The sequence below is a fragment of the Nocardioides sp. BE266 genome (assembly GCF_031457855.1).
GTDB lineage: Bacteria > Actinomycetota > Actinomycetes > Propionibacteriales > Nocardioidaceae > Nocardioides.
The window spans coordinates 95,970-111,612 of the sequence record NZ_JAURTI010000010.1; the positions used below are offsets into that span (position 1 = coordinate 95,970).

The window sequence follows — 15,643 nt, forward strand, 5'->3', positions numbered from 1 at the left end:
TCGCGCGTCAGGCGCGGCTCGCTCAGCTGTCCGGCGTCCCGTCGGTGAGGCCGTTGCCCGAGCCCGGGCCGTCGTCGTTCCACTTCGGGTCGTTGTCCCAGTCCTCGTTGCGCTCCTGGACCTTCTCCAGCGCGCGGGAGGCCTCCTCGGAGGTGGCGTAGGGACCGAGGCGGTCGGCGTTCCTGCAACCGTCGTGGCCCTCGACCGTGTGGTGCTTCAGGCAGAACCAGAACTCGTTGTCGCTCACCCCTCGAAACTACACTCACGCTCGTGCCTGTCGTATCCCCCGCAGAGGTGTCCGCCCGTCGCGCGGTCCCCTCCCACATCGCCCGTCCCGAGTACGTCGGCCAGCCGGCGCCGCAGCGCTTCACCGGCGAGGAGGCCAAGGACGCCGAGACGATCGCGCGGATGCGGGTCGCCGGCCGCCTGGCCGCGCAGGCGCGCGAGCTGGTCGGGCAGCACGTCGTGCCGGGCGTCACCACCGACGAGCTCGACCGGATCGGCCACGAGTTCCTCTGCGACCACGGCGCCTACCCGTCCACCCTCGGCTACCGCGGCTTCCCCAAGTCGCTGTGCTCGAGCGTCAACGAGGTCATCTGCCACGGCATCCCCGACGCCCGCGTCGTCGAGGACGGCGACATCGTCAACATCGACATCACCGCCTTCATCGGCGGCGTGCACGGCGACACCAACGCGACCTTCCTCGCCGGCGACGTCGACGAGGAGTCGCGGCTGCTCGTCGAGCGCACCCGCGAGGCCCTCGACCGCGCCATCAAGGCGGTCAAGCCCGGTCGCCGGGTCAGCATCATCGGCCGGGTGATCGAGTCCTACGCCAAGCGCTTCGGCTACGGAGTGGTCCGCGACTTCACCGGCCACGGCATCGGCACCGCGTTCCACTCGGGGCTGATCATCCCCCACTACGACGACGAGCGCTTCGACGACGAGATCCGCGTCGGGATGACCTTCACCATCGAGCCGATGCTCAACCTCGGCACCCCCGACTACGACATGTGGGACGACGGCTGGACCGTGGTCACCAAGGACCGCCGCCGCTCCGCGCAGTTCGAGCACACCCTGCTGGTCACCGAGACCGGCGCCGAGGTGCTCACGCACCCCTGACACACGCACGAAACACTTCCGGCCCAGGCGCAACACACGCGACACGTTTCCCGTCTAGGGTCCGGACATGCCGCGCCTGTTCGACGACTACTCCACCGGTCGCGCCTACGACGAGATGTTCGACGCCGACAGCGCCCGCGAGCCCTACCTCACCCTGAGCCGCTCCTTCGGCGACCTCGACCCGGACGACGTCGCGGCGCGCGTCGAGGCGCTGCAGACGGCGTACCTCGACCAGGGCGTCACCTTCGACATTGGCGGTGAGGAGCGGGCCTTCCCGCTCGACATCGTGCCGCGCGTGATCGAGATGGAGACCTGGCAGGAGGTCGACGCCGGGGTCCAGCAGCGGGTGCGCGCGCTCGAGGCGTTCCTCGCCGACGTGTACGACGCCGGGCAGGTGTTCGAGGACGGCGTGATCCCCCGCCGGGTGGTGGCGACCTCCTCGCACTACCACCGGGAGGCCGCTGGGGTGCGCCCGCCCAACGGCGTACGCGTGCACGTGTCGGGCATCGACCTGATCCGCGACGACGAGGGCAACTTCCGGGTTCTCGAGGACAACGTGCGGGTGCCGTCGGGGGTGTCCTACGTGATGACCAACCGGCGCTCGATCGCGGCGGCGCTGCCCGAGGCGTTCGCCCACCACCGGATCCGCCCGGTCGCGAGCTATCCGCAGCGGCTGCTCGCCGCGCTGCGGGCCGCGGCGCCTGCCGGTGTCACCGACCCGACGGTCGTCGTGCTCACGCCGGGCGTCTACAACGGCGCCTACTTCGAGCACGCCCTGCTGGCCCGCACGATGGGGGTCGAGCTCGTCGAGGGCCGTGACCTCCAGTGTCGTCGCGGTCGCGTGATGATGCGGACCACGCACGGCCTCGAGCCGGTGCACGTGATCTACCGCCGCGTCGACGACGAGTTCCTCGACCCGGTGCACTTCAAGGGCGACTCGCTGCTGGGCTGCCCCGGCCTGATCGACGCGGCTCGCAGCGGGCAGGTGACGCTGGCCAACGCCGTCGGCAACGGCGTCGCCGACGACAAGCTCGTCTACACCTACGTCCCCGACCTGATCCGCTACTACCTCTCCGAGGAGCCGATCCTCCGCAACGTCGACACCTGGCGCCTCGGCGACGCCGAGGCCCGCGAGGAGGTGATGGACCGGCTCGACGAGCTGGTGGTCAAGCCGGTCGACGGCTCCGGCGGCAAGGGCATCGTGATCGGTCCGCAGGCCGACCGCGCCGAGCTCGACGAGCTGCGCACCAAGGTCGGCCAGGACCCGCGTGCCTGGATCGCCCAGCCGGTGGTGCAGCTCTCCACGGTCCCGACCTACGTCGACGGCACGATGGCCGCACGCCACGTCGACCTGCGGCCCTTCGCCGTCAACGACGGCAGCCGGGTGTGGGTGCTGCCGGGCGGTCTGACCCGCGTGGCGCTCGAGGAGGGCCAGCTGATCGTGAACTCGTCGCGCGGCGGCGGGTCCAAGGACACGTGGGTGCTCGCCGGCTCCTCCAACCAGCCGGTGCACCGCGAGGAGCCGCCGCCGCTCGTGCCCGTCGGCCGGCCGCCGAGCTTCGGCCCCGCCATGGACGAGATCGCCGCCCAGGTCGAGGACCAGCAGCAACAACAACAGCAGCAACAGCACCAGGGCCGCGTCGACCTCGACGGTGCCGGATGCTGAGCCGGATCGCGGAGTCGATGTTCTGGATCGGCCGCTACGTCGAGCGTGCCGAGGACACCGCCCGGATCCTCGACGTGCAGACCCAGCTGCTGATCGAGGACTCGACCGGCGACGAGGAGACGACCTGCCGCAACCTGCTCTCGGTCATGGGTGTCGAGGCCCCGCCGGACAGCCACGTCGACCTCGACGTGGTCCTCGGCCTGCTGGCGTACGACGCCACGGCGCCGGCCTCGATCGCCGCCGTCCTGGCGGCCGCCCGGGAGAGCGCCCGCCGCGCGCGGGAGACGCTGTCGGTGACCATGTGGGAGGCGCTCAACACGACCCACCGCCACGTCACCACCGGCCAGTTCCGCCGGATGGGCCAGGGCAACGGCTTCCGCTGGGTCCGCGACCGCGCGGCGCTGATCAACGGCGCGGCCGACGCGTCGATGACCCGCGACGAGGGCTGGCAGTTCCTCATCCTCGGCCGCACGATCGAGCGCGCCGACATGACGTCGCGCCTCGTCGCGACCGCCGCGCTGGCCGGCGGCGTGGGCTCGCCGTGGTCCAGCACGCTGCGCGCTTGTGGCGGCCACGAGGCGTTCCTGCGCACCTACAAGGGCCTCGAGACCGAGCGCGGCGCCGCGGAGTTCCTGCTGCTCGACCGGCTCTTCCCGCGGTCGGTGGTCTTCGCGCTGTCGCGTGCCGAGCAGTGCCTCGACAACCTCGAGTCGGGCCAGCGCGCCGGCTTCCAGAACGACGCCCACCGGCTCATCGGCCGCACCCGCGCCGAGCTGGAGTACCGCCCGCTCGCCGACGTGATCGCCGACCTCCCCGCCGAGATGGAGCGGCTCCAGCTCACCTGCTCCCGCGCCACGGAGGCGATCACCCACCGCTACTTCGCCGGCTCCGAGGGCACCCACTGGATGGGAGGGCGGATCTGATGCAGCTGCGGATCGTCCACACGACCGGCTTCGAGTACGACGGCCTGGCGCTGGCGTCGTACAACCAGGCACGGATGACGCCCCAGACCAGCCCCGGCCAGATCGTCGTGCACACCCGGCTGCAGGTCTCGCCGACGCCGTGGACCTACGACTACCGCGACTACTTCGGCAACGACGTGACGGCTTTCGAGGTGCTCGACCCGCACGAGTCGATGACCGTCACCGCCGTCTCGACGGTGCACACCGACCGGCCGCCCGCCTCGCTGCCCGCACTCGGGTGGGAGGACCTGGCGACGCCGGAGGTCGCCGACCGGTGGACCGAGTACCTCGCCCTCCCACCCCTCGTCGCGCCGCCCGAGGACCTCGTCACGCGCGTACGACAGATCGCCGAGGCTGCGGGCACACCGGGCGAGGCCGCGCGCGAGGTCTGCTCGCTGGTCCACGCCGAGGTCAACTACGTGCCCGGCGCCACCGACGCCGCCACACCGGCCGTCGACGCGTGGTCCCAGCGGGCCGGCGTCTGCCAGGACATGGCCCACCTCGTGCTCGGCTGCCTGCGCACGCTCGGCATCCCCGCGCGCTACGTCTCCGGCTACCTCCACCCGCAGGCCGACGCCCGCATCGGCGAGACGGTCCAGGGCGAGTCGCACGCGTGGGTGGAGTGGTGGGACGACGGCTGGCACGGCTTCGACCCGACGAACGACCTGGAGCCCGGCGACCGCTGGGTGGTGATCGCGACGGGCCGCGACTACCTCGACGTACGACCCCTGCACGGGATCTACTCCGGTGCCGCGACGTCGTCGATGTTCGTGCGGGTCGACGTCACGCGGATCGCGTGAAGACGGCCCGGCAGCACTAGGATCCTCGGCGAGTGGGTCGGCCGGGCGGCCGCGGCTCCACGCAAGTGGGGTCGAGGAAGGTCCGGGCTCCACAGGGCAGGGTGGTGGCCAACAGCCACCCGGGGAAACCCGCGGGATCAGTGCCACAGAGAACAGACCGCCGGTCTTCGGACCGGTAAGGGTGAAACGGTGGTGCAAGAGACCACCAGTACGCCGGGCGACCGGCGTAGCTAGGCAAACCCCACCCGGGGCAAGATCAGACAGGATGCGTCCGAGGGCGGCCCGCCCGAGCATCCGGGTAGATCGCACCAGGCGGCCGGCAACGGTCGTCGCAGATGGATGGTCGCCCCCGCGTCAGCGGGACAGAACCCGGCCTACAGGCCGGCCCACTCCCCCGCACGTCCGGGCGTTGCCGCGAAGCCCTGCGCGGGGCGGCTGGCACCGCCTACCCTTCCGGTCGTGTCGGGGGATGCGCGTGAGCAGGTCGAGGAACGGATGCGCGAGCTCCTCCTAGGCGGGGACCTCGAGGCGCTGGCGTCGTACGTCGACGGGCTCGACGCGGCCGCGTCGAAGGTCGCGCGGGCATGGGCCACCCGCGCTCGCCGGGCCGACACGTGGAACGCGCATCGTCGCTCGATCTACGACAGCGGGCTGGAGCAGGACGAGATGTACCGCCGGGCGGACGTGATGGACGTCGGGCACGTGCTCCTGATCGGCCACTTCGAGGCTCCGGCTGCGGCCGTGAAGTCCATCTCGCGGTTCAGGCTGGCCGGCAGGATCGATCCCTACCTCGCCTACCTCCGCGGCCGGCTCGAGCGACGCGGCGACGAGTGGGCGCGGGCCTTCTGCGTGGCGGCGGACACGCTCTCGCCGGGCGCGCAGGGCGCCTGGGTCGTCGCTCGGTTCGTCGCGCACTTCGTGGCGGCACACGACCTCCCGGTCCCCACGGGCGCCCTCTTCCACTCCTCGGCGTTCACGGCGGTCTTCGGCTCTGACCCGGAGACGAGCCTGACGAGCCTGGTGCGGGTGCACCCGCTCCTGCCCGAGGTGGTGACCGCCCACCTCGCATCGGGCCAGGCCTACCGGCACCCGGGCCTGCCCGCGACGATCGCGACCCTGGTGGACGAGGGCTGGCTCGACCGCGACCGGGTCGTGGCCGAGGCGCTGCAGCAGCTCACGGCGGGTCACCGGGTCGGGAGCCAGCGGGTGCTCGTCGGCACGCTGGAGCGACTCGGCCTGACGGCCGGTGAGGTCACCGGCGGGATCCCCTTCCTGCTCGGCGCGCTGTCGGCCGCGGACCGGTCGGTGGCCAAGGTGCTGCTGCCCCTGGCGATCGAGCTCGTCGTCACGCCCGACGACCTCGAGGACCTCGTCCGCGTCGTCGCCGGCCGTCCCGAGAAGGGACTGCGCCAGACCCTGGCGAAGGCGCTCGCGCCGCGCCACCTCGGCCAGCGCCTGGACACCGCGGCGCTGGTCGCGGCGATCGACCAGCTGGCAGACCAGGAGACCGACCAAGGGATGCGGGCGGCGTACGAGAAGGCGCGGCTCCGGCTCGGCGCCGCGCCGCAGCAGGCCGAGCCCGTGGAGGTCACGGCCCTCGGGCTCTGGGACCTCGAGCCGGCGCTGATGGACGAGGAGGCCAGCACCCACCACATGCGCGAGTTCAGCTGGCGGGCCCTCCGCTCGGGTGCGGAGAAGCCCGACGGCGACTTCCACGACCGGCTGCTCGACCTCCTCGGCCGGGGGCGGATGACCGAGCTCGACCTGCTCGCCCGGGCGTACGAGCTCGCCGCGGAGGACATGCTCAGCGCCACCCGCGCCGCGGACCTCTTCGAGGCGCTCTTCGTCGGGGGCGCGATGCGCCGGACGTGGACCGTCGCCCTGCGCGTCGCCGACCTGTGCGCGGGTCCGCCCCGCCCGGCGGCGGGGCTCGACAAGCTGCTGCGGGTGCTGGCGACGTACGCCGTCGAGGTGCCCGAGCCCTCGCTCCTGCCGCGCCAGCTGCTGGCGCTGATGCGCGGCTCGTCCAAGGCAGCGCTGGAAGCGCGGCACCTGGCCGAGGTGCTCGGCTCCCCCAGCGACCGGCCGGCGCCCGAGCCCGTGCACCTCGGGCTGTGGCGCGAGGTCACCGAGCCGCTGCCCTGGCGGCTGGCCTACTCCCCCACGCGAGACCTGAAGACCCTCGCCCGCCGGTTGGACGGAGGGTTCGGGGAGATCAGCACCGTGGGTCGGACCACCCTCGAGAGCATCGCGTTCGACGACACCCTCGGCCTGATCGCGGAGCACGGCGCCGAGATGGTCCGGCGCGAGCTCGCCACCCCGTACCGCCACAGCGGGCCCGTCCCCCAGGCGCTGCAGCTCTGGGCGGCCGGCCTGCTGACGACCGAGACGTACTGGCGGATCGCCACGACCGCGGTGCCCGTCTCGGAGGTGCGGGAGACGTGGCGCGAGGAGCTCGGCGCACGTGAGGCGTCCCACCAGGAGTACCGCTGGACCGTGATCGACGGGGTGTCGATGGACCCGCCCGTGATGCCGGACTGGTGGCACTCCTCGCCGCGTCAGCGCATCCAGTTCCTGCACGCCTGCGAGGCGGTGCTCGTGCGGGAGCACGGCGGCCTGCTGCTCAGCACCCCGGACGTCTCCGACGGCAGCCTGGGGCTCACGACCCTGCTCGACCGCCTCCAGCGCGCCTCGCTCGTGGGGCCGATCGACCTCCGCCTCGCCCTGGGCCGGCTCCGTCCCACGACCCCGCAGGACGCGGGGCGGGTGGCGCCGGGGCCGACGACGGACCCTGCGCTCACCACGCCCCGGGGCGACCGCAGCGTCGTGGCCGACGAGGTCGTACGCCGCTGGCTCGGCGAGGGTGGCCTGCGGCTGGTGGCAAAGGAGCGCCCCCACCCGGGGTACTGGTCGTTCGACGCCCTGGCGCCCGTGCCGTGGCGGTCGTGCGAGGCACTGGTGGGCGGCACCGTGCTGGACGGTCCGAGCCACTTCCGCGGCGACGACGTCTGGCTGCTGCCCGGTCGTCCGGAGCTGGCGTCGATCAACCCCCATCACCCGGTCAACGTCGCGGACGTGGGTGGTGACCTCGACGTCACGGTGTGGGACGGCATCCTGGGGTGGCTGGGCACGCACACGATGAACATGACCGACTGGTCCTACACCCAGCTCACGCACCTCCAGAACCAAGGCCGGCTCGACCCTTCGACCGCCGTGGCCGCGGCCACGATGCTGTGGGACGGCGCGCAGCCGCACGTCCTCCGGGACGTGCTCAGCTGGGAGCGCGCCCTGCTCCGTGGCTCGATGCGAGGTCTCTGGCCGGTGGCCGTCGCGATCGTCGAGGCCGGCCTCGCCCGCCGCGAGCGACCCGTCGGCCTCGATGCACTCATCGCGGTCCTGCGCCGCTGGGCCCACGAGGTGCCCGCGGACCAGGTGCCGGCCTGGCTCTCGGGGTCCTGACCCGGGAGCCCGGCGCGTCGGACGACCAGAAGTCGCTGTCGTACGACGCACTGAGCGTGCGTCCACGTCGCCGGGCCCACTTCTGGTCGTCCGACGCGCCTGTGGATGACCGGAGCGGCTGAGGAGCTCCACGCGGGAGTCTGGGTCGATGGATCCGGTGGCAGCGCTCGAGCGGTTGGGAGGCACCTCCGACGCCGCGACCCTGCTGCGACTGACCACCCGCCGGCGTCTGCGCCGAGCGGTGGCTCGAGGGCGGATCCTCACGCCGACGCGTGGCCGCTACTGCCTTCCCGCCGCCAGTGAGGCGGTGCAGGCGGCAGCACGCCTCGCCGCCGTCGTCGGCCTCCGCAGCGCGGCCGCCCACCATGGGTGGGAGCTCGCGGTGCAGCCCGACGCGCCGGAGCTGATGGTCCGTCGAGGGCGGAAGTTGTCCGTGGACCAGCGGACGGACGTCTCGGTCCACTGGACCAATCTCGCCGACGACCAGGTCCACGACGGCGTGACCACTCACCTGCGCACCGTGCTCGACTGCGCACGCGTCCTGCCGTTCACCCAGGCGCTGGCGATCGCCGACTCGGCGCTGCGCCACGGCGACGTGATGCCCGACGAGCTCGCGGCCATCGACGTACGAGGTGCGGGCGCGGCTGCCGTACGACGTGTGCTGAGGCACGCCGACGGTCGCGCTGCCAACCCGTTCGAGTCGGTGCTCCGGGCGCTCTGCGTCGAGGCCGGGCTCGAGGTCGAGCCGCAGGAGACCCTCGACCTCGGCACCGGGGAGGTCCGCCCAGACCTGGTCTGCCGTGTCCTCGGGGTCGTGATCGAGGCCGACTCCTGGACCTTCCACGCGTCCCGCAAGGCGCACCGTCGCGACTGTGCCCGCTACAACCTCCTCACGCTCCGGGGATGGCTCGTGCTGCGGTTCACCTGGGAGCAGGTCATGCACGAGCAGGGGTACGTCAGATGGGTGCTCACCGAGCTCATGCGGAGTGTCGGACGACCACAAGTCGCCGGCAACCTCGCCCGCCCCGCTTGAAGTCCGGGCGCTCAACGAGTTCTGGTCGTCCGACGCGCCGGCGAGCTCAAAGCCCCGGCAGGTGGAGGACGTGGCCGCCGAGGGCCTTGGCGGTGAGGTAGGCGGCGTTGACCGGGCTGAGGTGGAGGCCGGTGTGGACGCGGCGCTCGACCCGGAGGCCGGCGTCCTCGAGCTGGGCGGCCTTGTCGGGGTTGTTCGAGAGCAGGTCGAGGCGGTCGACGCCGAGGGCCTGGAGCATCTGGACGGCCGGGGTGTAGTCGCGCTCGTCCTCGGCGAAGCCGAGCGCGAGGTTGGCCTCGTAGGTGTCGAGGCCCTCGTCCTGGAGCGCGTAGGCGTCGATCTTGTTGTAGAGCCCGATGTCGCGGCCCTCCTGGCGCAGGTAGAGCAGGTATCCCCCGCTCGCCGAGATCCGCGCGACGGCCTCCTGGAGCTGCGGACCGCAGTCGCAGCGGGCGCTGCCGAGGACGTCACCGGTCAGGCACTCGCTGTGCAGCCGCACGAGGGGTACGCCGGACGCGCGGGCGTCGCCGGGCGCATGCGTGCCCAGCCCGATGGCGACGTGCTCGCGCCCGTCGACCAGGCCGCGGAAGGTGATCATCCGGGCGGGCACCGACGACCCGTCGGCCAGCCGCAGCGGCAGCTGGACGTCGCGTCGTACCGACGCAGGGGCGAGGCGGTCGGGGATGCGCTCGACGCTCATGCCGACTCCTCGTCGGTGCGGTCCTCGAACCGGGAGGACAGCGCGTAGCGCAGGAGCACAACGTCACCGATCTGGCGGGTCTCGGCGAGCGTCGCGCGGTGGCCTGGGTTCCACGGGAAGGCGCCGTCGCCGACGAAGCGACGGGCGGCCGAGGAGCCCACGAAGAACGGGGCGACGACGAGGTGGAGCTCGTCGGCGACCCCGCTGGTGAGGAACTGCGTGTGCACCCGCGCGCCGCCCTCGACCATCAGCCGGCGCACCCCGCGGTCCCAGAGGTCCTCGGTGAGCCGTCCGACCCGGACGTCCGCGCCACCGTCGACGACCGTCGCCACGCCGGCCAGGCGGCGCCGCGCGGTGACGACAGACTGGCTGGTGCAGTAGACGAGCTTCTCGCTGTCACCGGTGGCGAAGAAGTTGCTTGCCGCGTCGAGCCGGGCCTGCCGCGTCATGGTCACCTTGGCCGGCGAGTCCGGCAGCCCCCGGGCGCGCCGTCGCTCGCGCAGGGCAGCGTCGCGGACCAGCAGTCGCGGGTTGTCGTCGCGCACCGTCCCGGCGCCGACGAGGATCGCGTCGCAGTCGGCGCGCACCCGGTCCACCCGGTCGAGGTCGGCGTCGTTGGAGAGCACCAGCCGCTCCTCGGTGGCACCGCCGAGGTAGCCGTCGAGCGAGATGCTGCAGCTGAGGATCGTGTACGGCCGGTCAGGCATGGGCGGGTTCTCCTGCTGCGGGGGCGGGTGCGGGCTCGGGGTCAGGGACGGAGATCGCGAGGACGACCAGGCCGGGCAGGCTGGCGACGAGCACGACCGCGCCGTAGGCGACCGCGGTGGCCATCCCGGCCGACGCGCCGAGGCCGGCAGTGCCGAAGGCCCACGCGGCCATGCCCTCGCGCGGCCCCCAGCCGGCGAGGTTGAGCGGCAGCCCGGCGGCGACCAGCACGACGAGCGCGAGCGGCAGCAGCGTCGCGACGGAGGCGTCGACGCCGACGGCGCGGGCGGCCAGGACCAGGGTCGTGACGTAGCCCGCGGTGGCGACGACCGATGCCACCACGACGCCCGGCCACGAGCGTCGTACGAGGAGGGCGAGGCGTACGTCGTCGCGCACCACGCGGGCCGCGCGGCTCCACCAGGCGTCGCGGTCGAGCGTCCGTCTCACCAGCACCACGGCGACAGTCACCGCGAGCGCCACGCCCGCGACCAGCCACGGAAGGGCCGGGCGCACCGGCGACGGGAGCATGGCCAGCACCACCACGGCCAGCACCGCCTGCACGACCTGCCCGGCGAACCGCTCCCACGCCACCGCCCGCAGCGCGCGGCCGGTCGCCCCGGTCGAGCGGCCGTGCACGACCCCTCGGTGCACGTCGCCGAGCACGCCGCCGGGCAGGACGGTGTTGAGGAGCTGGGCGCGGTAGCAGGCCGCGACCGCCCGCGGCAGCGTGATCGCGACATCCAGCTCTCGGGCGACAAGCGTCCAGCGCCACGCGGAGGCGACGGTCGTCACCACGGTCAGGCCGGCACCGAGGAGCAGGATCCGTACGTCGAGGGCGCGCAGGCCGTCGAGGACCGAGTCGCTGCCGACCTCGCGGACGACCAGCGCGAGGATCAGCGCGCCTGCGAGCCAGCGCCAACCGGACGTCAGGGCGTCCCTCATGCCGCCACCTCCGCCAGGGCGTCCGAGACCCGGCCCGCCGTGACCGACCAGCCCTCCAGCAGCGAGCGCCGCTCGAGCGCGGCGGTCCGGAGCCGGTCACGGAGGTCGGCGTCCGCCAGCCAGCCACGCAGCGCGGCGGCGAGGTCGGCGGGATCCCCGGGTCGTACGACGAGGCCGGGCACGGCACCGGTCGCCGACTCGCCCAGCGCCTCGCGCACGCCACCGACGTCGGTCACCACGACGGGCAGGCCGTGGGCGATCGCCTCGGTCAGCACCATGCCGTACGCCTCGGTGCGGCTGGGCAGCACCAGCAGGTCGGCAGCGGCGTACGCCGTCTCGAGGTCCGCGCCGCCCAGTGGTCCGGCCAGCAGGATCCGGTCGGCCACCCCGAGGGCGGCCGCCGCCTCGCGCAGCCGAAGCGTCGCCTCCGGCTCGACCGTGGTCGAGCCGACGCAGGTCCAGGTCCAGGGCAGGTCGCGGAGGTCGGCGAGGGCGGCCAGGAGGTGGTCCTGGCCCTTGATCGAGCTGACGGCGCCGACGGTCAGCAGGGACGCGCCACTCCGCGAGCCCGACGCCACGGCAGCCCGGTCGACACCGGGCCGGGCTACGACGACGCGCTCCGGGTCGAGGTCGTAGGTCCACAGAAGCCAGTCGCGGCACCAGTCGCTCGGCGTGACCACGCCGGCCGCGGCCATGACGACCTGCTGCTCGGGCAGCCGCGCGAGGACGTCGTCGACGCCGACGGGGAGGTGGAGGAGCAGCACGACGCGCAGCCGGCGGCTGGCCGGCAGCATCACCGACGGCAGGCGCGAGGCGAGCAGGCCGTCGACGAGCACCGTTGCGCCGTCGGGCAGGCTGGCCAGCGCCCGCTCGAGGGCCGGCGCCCCGCGGTCCGCCGACCACGGCCAGCCGCCCTCGACCTCGACCAGCCGGACCGTCGTACCGCGCTCGGGAAGCGCCGCGCACAGCCGGCGGTCGTAGGTGTTGCCGCCGCTGGGGCGCGCCGGGTCGTCGATCCCGCCGGGGACCACGACGTGGAGCACCCCGCCCGTCACAGCGCCCGCTCGTAGCTCGCCCACGCCACGTGCGACTCGTGGAGCGTGACGACCAGCCCGGCGAGGTGGTCGGCCGAGCCCATCGCGCCCGACGCGACCTCGTCGGCCAGCCGGTCGGCGACGTGGCGGGCCAGCACCTCGGTCGTGGTGTTGGTGCCTGCGAACGCCGGCACCTCGTCGAGGTTGCGGTAGGACAGCTCGCCGACGACCGCCTTGAGCACCTCGGTCGCGCGGCCGATGTCGACGAGGATGCCGTCGGCGTCGAGCGTCTCGCCGCGGAAGGTCGCGTCGACCACGAACGTCGCGCCGTGCAACGCCTGCGCCGGGCCGAAGACCTCCCCGCGGAAGCTGTGCGCCACCATCATGTGGTCGCGGACCGTCAGGCCGAACACGGGACCTCCTCGTCCGAGGGCGCGCCGTAGGTCACCGCGTGGCACAGCGCCGGCAGCTCACGCGAGACCAGCCGCGGCATCACCTCGGGCAGCGCCTCGAAGTCCGACTCCCCCGTCAGCAGGCAGTCGAAGGCGTCGTCGCGCAGCAGCTCGAGCGCCAGTGCCAGCCGCTCTGATGTCGTACGACGATCGCGGCGCGCGGGCGCGACCCGCCCGACCTGGCTGGCCCGGAGGTTGAGCCGCCCGGAGTGGAAGCTGCCACCGAGCGAGACCGTCGTCGGCTCGTCGCCGTACCAGCTGAGCTCGAGCACGGTGCCCTCCGGCGCGAGCAGGTCGAGCGAGCGCTGGAGGCCCGCCGACGTCGCGCTCGTGTGCACCACCAGGTCGCAGTCACCGCTCGCCTCGCCCGGCGTCGCGAAGCCCACGCCGAGTGCCTCGGCGACCGCCGCGCGGGCCGGGTCGACGTCGACCAGCGTCACCGTCGTGCCCGGCACCCGCGACGCGAGCCGGGCGACGCTGCACCCGAGCACACCCGCGCCCACCACGTCGATCCGGTCGCCGAGGAGCGGCGGCTGGTCCCACAGGGCGTTGAGCGCGGTCTCCACGATCCCGGCGAGCACGGCGCGCCGCACGGGCACGCCGTCGGGCACGACCGTGACCGCGTCGGCCGGCACGACGTAGGTCGTCTGGTGCGGGTGCAGGCAGAAGACCGTGCGTCCGACGAGGTCGGCAGGTCCCGCCTCGACCAGACCGACGTTGAGGTAGCCGTACTTCACCGGCCCGGGGAAGTCGCCGTCCTGGAAGGGCGCGCGCATGACGTCGTACTGGCTGGTGGGCACGCGGCCCCCGAAGACCAGGCTCTCGGTGCCGCGGCTCACCGCCGACCTCAGTGTCCGTACGACGACGTCGCCGGGGCCCGGCTCGGGGAGCGCGACATCGCGGATCTCACCGACTCCCGGCTCGCGCAGCCAGAAGGCCCGCGCCTCCCCCCGAGCTTCGTCCTGCATCCGTCCACCTCTGCCCGATCCCGTGAACCGAACGGGGTGCGACCCCGTTCCCTCCCATGAGCTGACTTGTACCCGGGGTGAACGGAGGGGATGTGCCGACGGTTCAACGCCGCAGCCGTGGTCTCCGGTCGAGGGTGCTGACGGTGCTCGCCCTCGTCCTCGTCGTGCTCGCCCTCCTGGCGCCCAACCACCTCGAGGAGATGACACCGGCCGCGTTCCTGCGGCTGCCCGTCGAGCTGCTCGCGCTGGTCGCCGTGGTGCTCGCCCTACCCGACCGGATGGTGCGTGTACGCCGCCTCCTGGTCGTCGGCGCGGGTGTGCTGCTGGCGCTGGTGACGGTCTTCAAGCTGCTCGACCTCGGCTTCTACCAGGCCCTCAACCGGCCCTTCGACCCGATGATCGACTGGCGCTACGGCGCCGACCTGGTCGAGACCGTGCGCGGCTCCGCCCCCGGCGCCCTGGGTGTCGTCCTCCTCCTGGCGGCCGGCCTCGCGCTGGTGGCCACGCTGCTGGTCGTCCCGCTGGCGGTCGCGCGGGTGACCCGGGTGGCACGCGAGCACCGGCCCACGACCGCACGCGTGCTCGCCGTGCTCGTCCCGGTCTGGCTGGTCCTCAGCCTGCTCGGCGTCCGGGCCGGCACCGTGCCGGTCGCCTCCGAGGCGGCCGCGGCCTACGCCTACGGCCAGGTCGCGCGCGTCCCGTCCCAGCTGCGCGACCAGCGGGAGTTCGCCGCGGCCGCCGCGGCCGACCCGGCCCACGACCTCGCCGCCGACGACCTGCTGACCGGCCTGCGCGGCAAGGACGTGCTGCTCGTCTTCGTGGAGAGCTACGGCCGCGTCGCGCTCGACGACCCTGAGCTCTCCGCCGGAATCGTCGCCGCGCTCGACGAAGGCACCGAGTCGCTCTCGCAGAAGGGACTCACCGCCCGCAGCGGCTGGCTGACGTCGCCGACGTTCGGTGCGCTGAGCTGGCTCGCCCACTCCTCGCTGCAGTCGGGGTTGTGGGTCGACAGCCAGCAGCGCTACGACCACCTCGTCACCACCGACCGCGAGACCCTCACCAGTCTCTTCGGCCGCGCCGGCTGGCGCACCGTGGCCGCCGTGCCGGCCAACAACCGCGACTGGCCGCAGGGCGAGTTCTACGACTTCGACCAGGTCTACGACTCGCGCTCGCTCGGCTACCGCGGCCCGCGCTTCGGCTACCCCACGATGCCCGACCAGTTCACTCTCGACGCCGTACAGCACCTCGAGCTCGCCGCCCGCGACCGGCAGCCGGTGATGGCCGAGATCGACCTGATCAGCAGCCATGCACCCTGGTCGCGCACGCCCCGGCTGATCCCGCAGGACACCGTCGGTGACGGCTCGGTCTACGCCGGGATGCCGGAGACGCTGCCCTCCGAGGCGGATATCTGGCCCGACGCGGGCCGCGTGCGAGCGGCGTACGCCGGTGCGGTGGAGTACTCGCTGCGCTCGATGGTCGCCTACCTCGAGACGTACGCCGACGACGACACCGTGGTCATCATGCTCGGGGACCACCAGCCCGCGACCATCGTCTCCGGGCAGGACCCCGGCCACGACGTGCCGGTCACGATCATCGCCGGCGACCCCGCAGTCGCGGACCGGATCGACGACTGGGACTGGGACCCCGGCCTGCGGCCCTCCGACGACGCGCCGGTGTGGCGGATGGACGCCTTCCGCGACGAGCTCCTCGCCGCCTTCGGCCCCGCGGGACAGACTGGGACCGCGCAGGCGAGCGCGGGGTGAACCGAACGGGCGGTCCCGTCGTTCCCCTTCTCAGGGGTCG

At 73.3% G+C, this 15,643-nt stretch carries 14 protein-coding genes and 1 other RNA gene; 8 read left to right on the top strand and 7 right to left on the bottom strand.

The annotated features are described in order from the left end of the window. Positions 1 to 22: 22 nt before the first annotated feature. Entirely contained in the window at positions 23 to 247 is a 225-nt protein-coding gene (locus J2X46_RS22275; RefSeq protein ID WP_310254487.1) for a hypothetical protein, read from the bottom strand. A 23-nt stretch (positions 248 to 270) separates the two neighbouring features. Here J2X46_RS22275 and map point away from each other — a divergent pair, with 23 nt between their 5' ends. The 7 genes from map (at position 271) to J2X46_RS22310 (ending at position 9,039) form a co-directional block, all read left to right on the top strand. Next, on the top strand, positions 271 to 1,119 hold the full coding sequence (gene map, locus J2X46_RS22280; protein WP_310254489.1) for a type I methionyl aminopeptidase: 849 nt from the start codon (positions 271 to 273) through the stop codon (positions 1,117 to 1,119). Positions 1,120 to 1,186: 67 nt separating this feature from the next. Beyond that, positions 1,187 to 2,785, top strand: coding sequence for a circularly permuted type 2 ATP-grasp protein (locus J2X46_RS22285; RefSeq protein WP_310254492.1), 1,599 nt, complete (start codon positions 1,187 to 1,189; stop codon positions 2,783 to 2,785). Continuing rightward, the gene (locus J2X46_RS22290; RefSeq protein WP_310254494.1) at positions 2,779 to 3,708 is read left to right on the top strand and encodes an alpha-E domain-containing protein; all 930 of its coding nucleotides are present in this window, start codon (positions 2,779 to 2,781) and stop codon (positions 3,706 to 3,708) included. The genes J2X46_RS22285 and J2X46_RS22290 overlap by 7 nt, the downstream gene beginning before the upstream one ends. Next, positions 3,708 to 4,547, top strand: a complete 840-nt coding sequence (locus J2X46_RS22295) for a transglutaminase family protein (RefSeq protein ID WP_310254496.1) — start codon at positions 3,708 to 3,710, stop codon at positions 4,545 to 4,547. The genes J2X46_RS22290 and J2X46_RS22295 overlap by 1 nt, the downstream gene beginning before the upstream one ends. 33 nt (positions 4,548 to 4,580) lie before the next feature. Further along, an RNA gene (gene rnpB / locus J2X46_RS22300) (RNase P RNA component class A) lies at positions 4,581 to 4,940 on the top strand. A gap of 66 nt (positions 4,941 to 5,006) precedes the next feature. Beyond that, positions 5,007 to 8,006, top strand: coding sequence for a hypothetical protein (locus J2X46_RS22305; RefSeq protein ID WP_310254498.1), 3,000 nt, complete (start codon positions 5,007 to 5,009; stop codon positions 8,004 to 8,006). A gap of 148 nt (positions 8,007 to 8,154) precedes the next feature. Next, complete coding sequence (locus J2X46_RS22310; protein WP_310254500.1) at positions 8,155 to 9,039, top strand: DUF559 domain-containing protein; 885 nt, start codon at positions 8,155 to 8,157, stop codon at positions 9,037 to 9,039. A 46-nt stretch (positions 9,040 to 9,085) separates the two neighbouring features. On the opposite strand, the gene ribA is transcribed toward J2X46_RS22310, so the two are convergent. Genes ribA through J2X46_RS22340 form a run of 6 tightly spaced genes read right to left on the bottom strand, consistent with a single transcriptional unit; the run spans position 9,086 to position 13,840 of the window. Further along, positions 9,086 to 9,739, bottom strand: a complete 654-nt coding sequence (ribA, locus tag J2X46_RS22315; RefSeq protein WP_310254502.1) for a GTP cyclohydrolase II — start codon at positions 9,737 to 9,739, stop codon at positions 9,086 to 9,088. Beyond that, complete coding sequence (locus J2X46_RS22320; protein ID WP_310254504.1) at positions 9,736 to 10,446, bottom strand: RibD family protein; 711 nt, start codon at positions 10,444 to 10,446, stop codon at positions 9,736 to 9,738. The genes ribA and J2X46_RS22320 overlap by 4 nt, the downstream gene beginning before the upstream one ends. Next, positions 10,439 to 11,386, bottom strand: coding sequence for a lysylphosphatidylglycerol synthase transmembrane domain-containing protein (locus J2X46_RS22325; protein ID WP_310254506.1), 948 nt, complete (start codon positions 11,384 to 11,386; stop codon positions 10,439 to 10,441). The genes J2X46_RS22320 and J2X46_RS22325 overlap by 8 nt, the downstream gene beginning before the upstream one ends. Continuing rightward, positions 11,383 to 12,441 carry a glycosyltransferase family 4 protein gene (locus J2X46_RS22330; protein WP_310254508.1) on the bottom strand — a complete coding sequence of 353 codons (1,059 nt, stop codon included), beginning with the start codon at positions 12,439 to 12,441 and terminating at the stop codon, positions 11,383 to 11,385. Before J2X46_RS22330 ends, J2X46_RS22325 begins: the two co-directional genes overlap by 4 nt. Further along, positions 12,438 to 12,833, bottom strand: coding sequence for a 6-carboxytetrahydropterin synthase (locus tag J2X46_RS22335; RefSeq protein ID WP_310254510.1), 396 nt, complete (start codon positions 12,831 to 12,833; stop codon positions 12,438 to 12,440). The genes J2X46_RS22330 and J2X46_RS22335 overlap by 4 nt, the downstream gene beginning before the upstream one ends. Beyond that, on the bottom strand, positions 12,821 to 13,840 hold the full coding sequence (locus J2X46_RS22340) for a zinc-binding alcohol dehydrogenase (RefSeq protein WP_310254512.1): 1,020 nt from the start codon (positions 13,838 to 13,840) through the stop codon (positions 12,821 to 12,823). Before J2X46_RS22340 ends, J2X46_RS22335 begins: the two co-directional genes overlap by 13 nt. Positions 13,841 to 13,983: 143 nt before the next feature. Between J2X46_RS22340 and J2X46_RS22345 the strand changes: the two genes are divergently transcribed. Next, positions 13,984 to 15,603 carry a sulfatase-like hydrolase/transferase gene (locus tag J2X46_RS22345; RefSeq protein WP_310254513.1) on the top strand — a complete coding sequence of 540 codons (1,620 nt, stop codon included), beginning with the start codon at positions 13,984 to 13,986 and terminating at the stop codon, positions 15,601 to 15,603. Positions 15,604 to 15,643 lie beyond the last annotated feature (40 nt).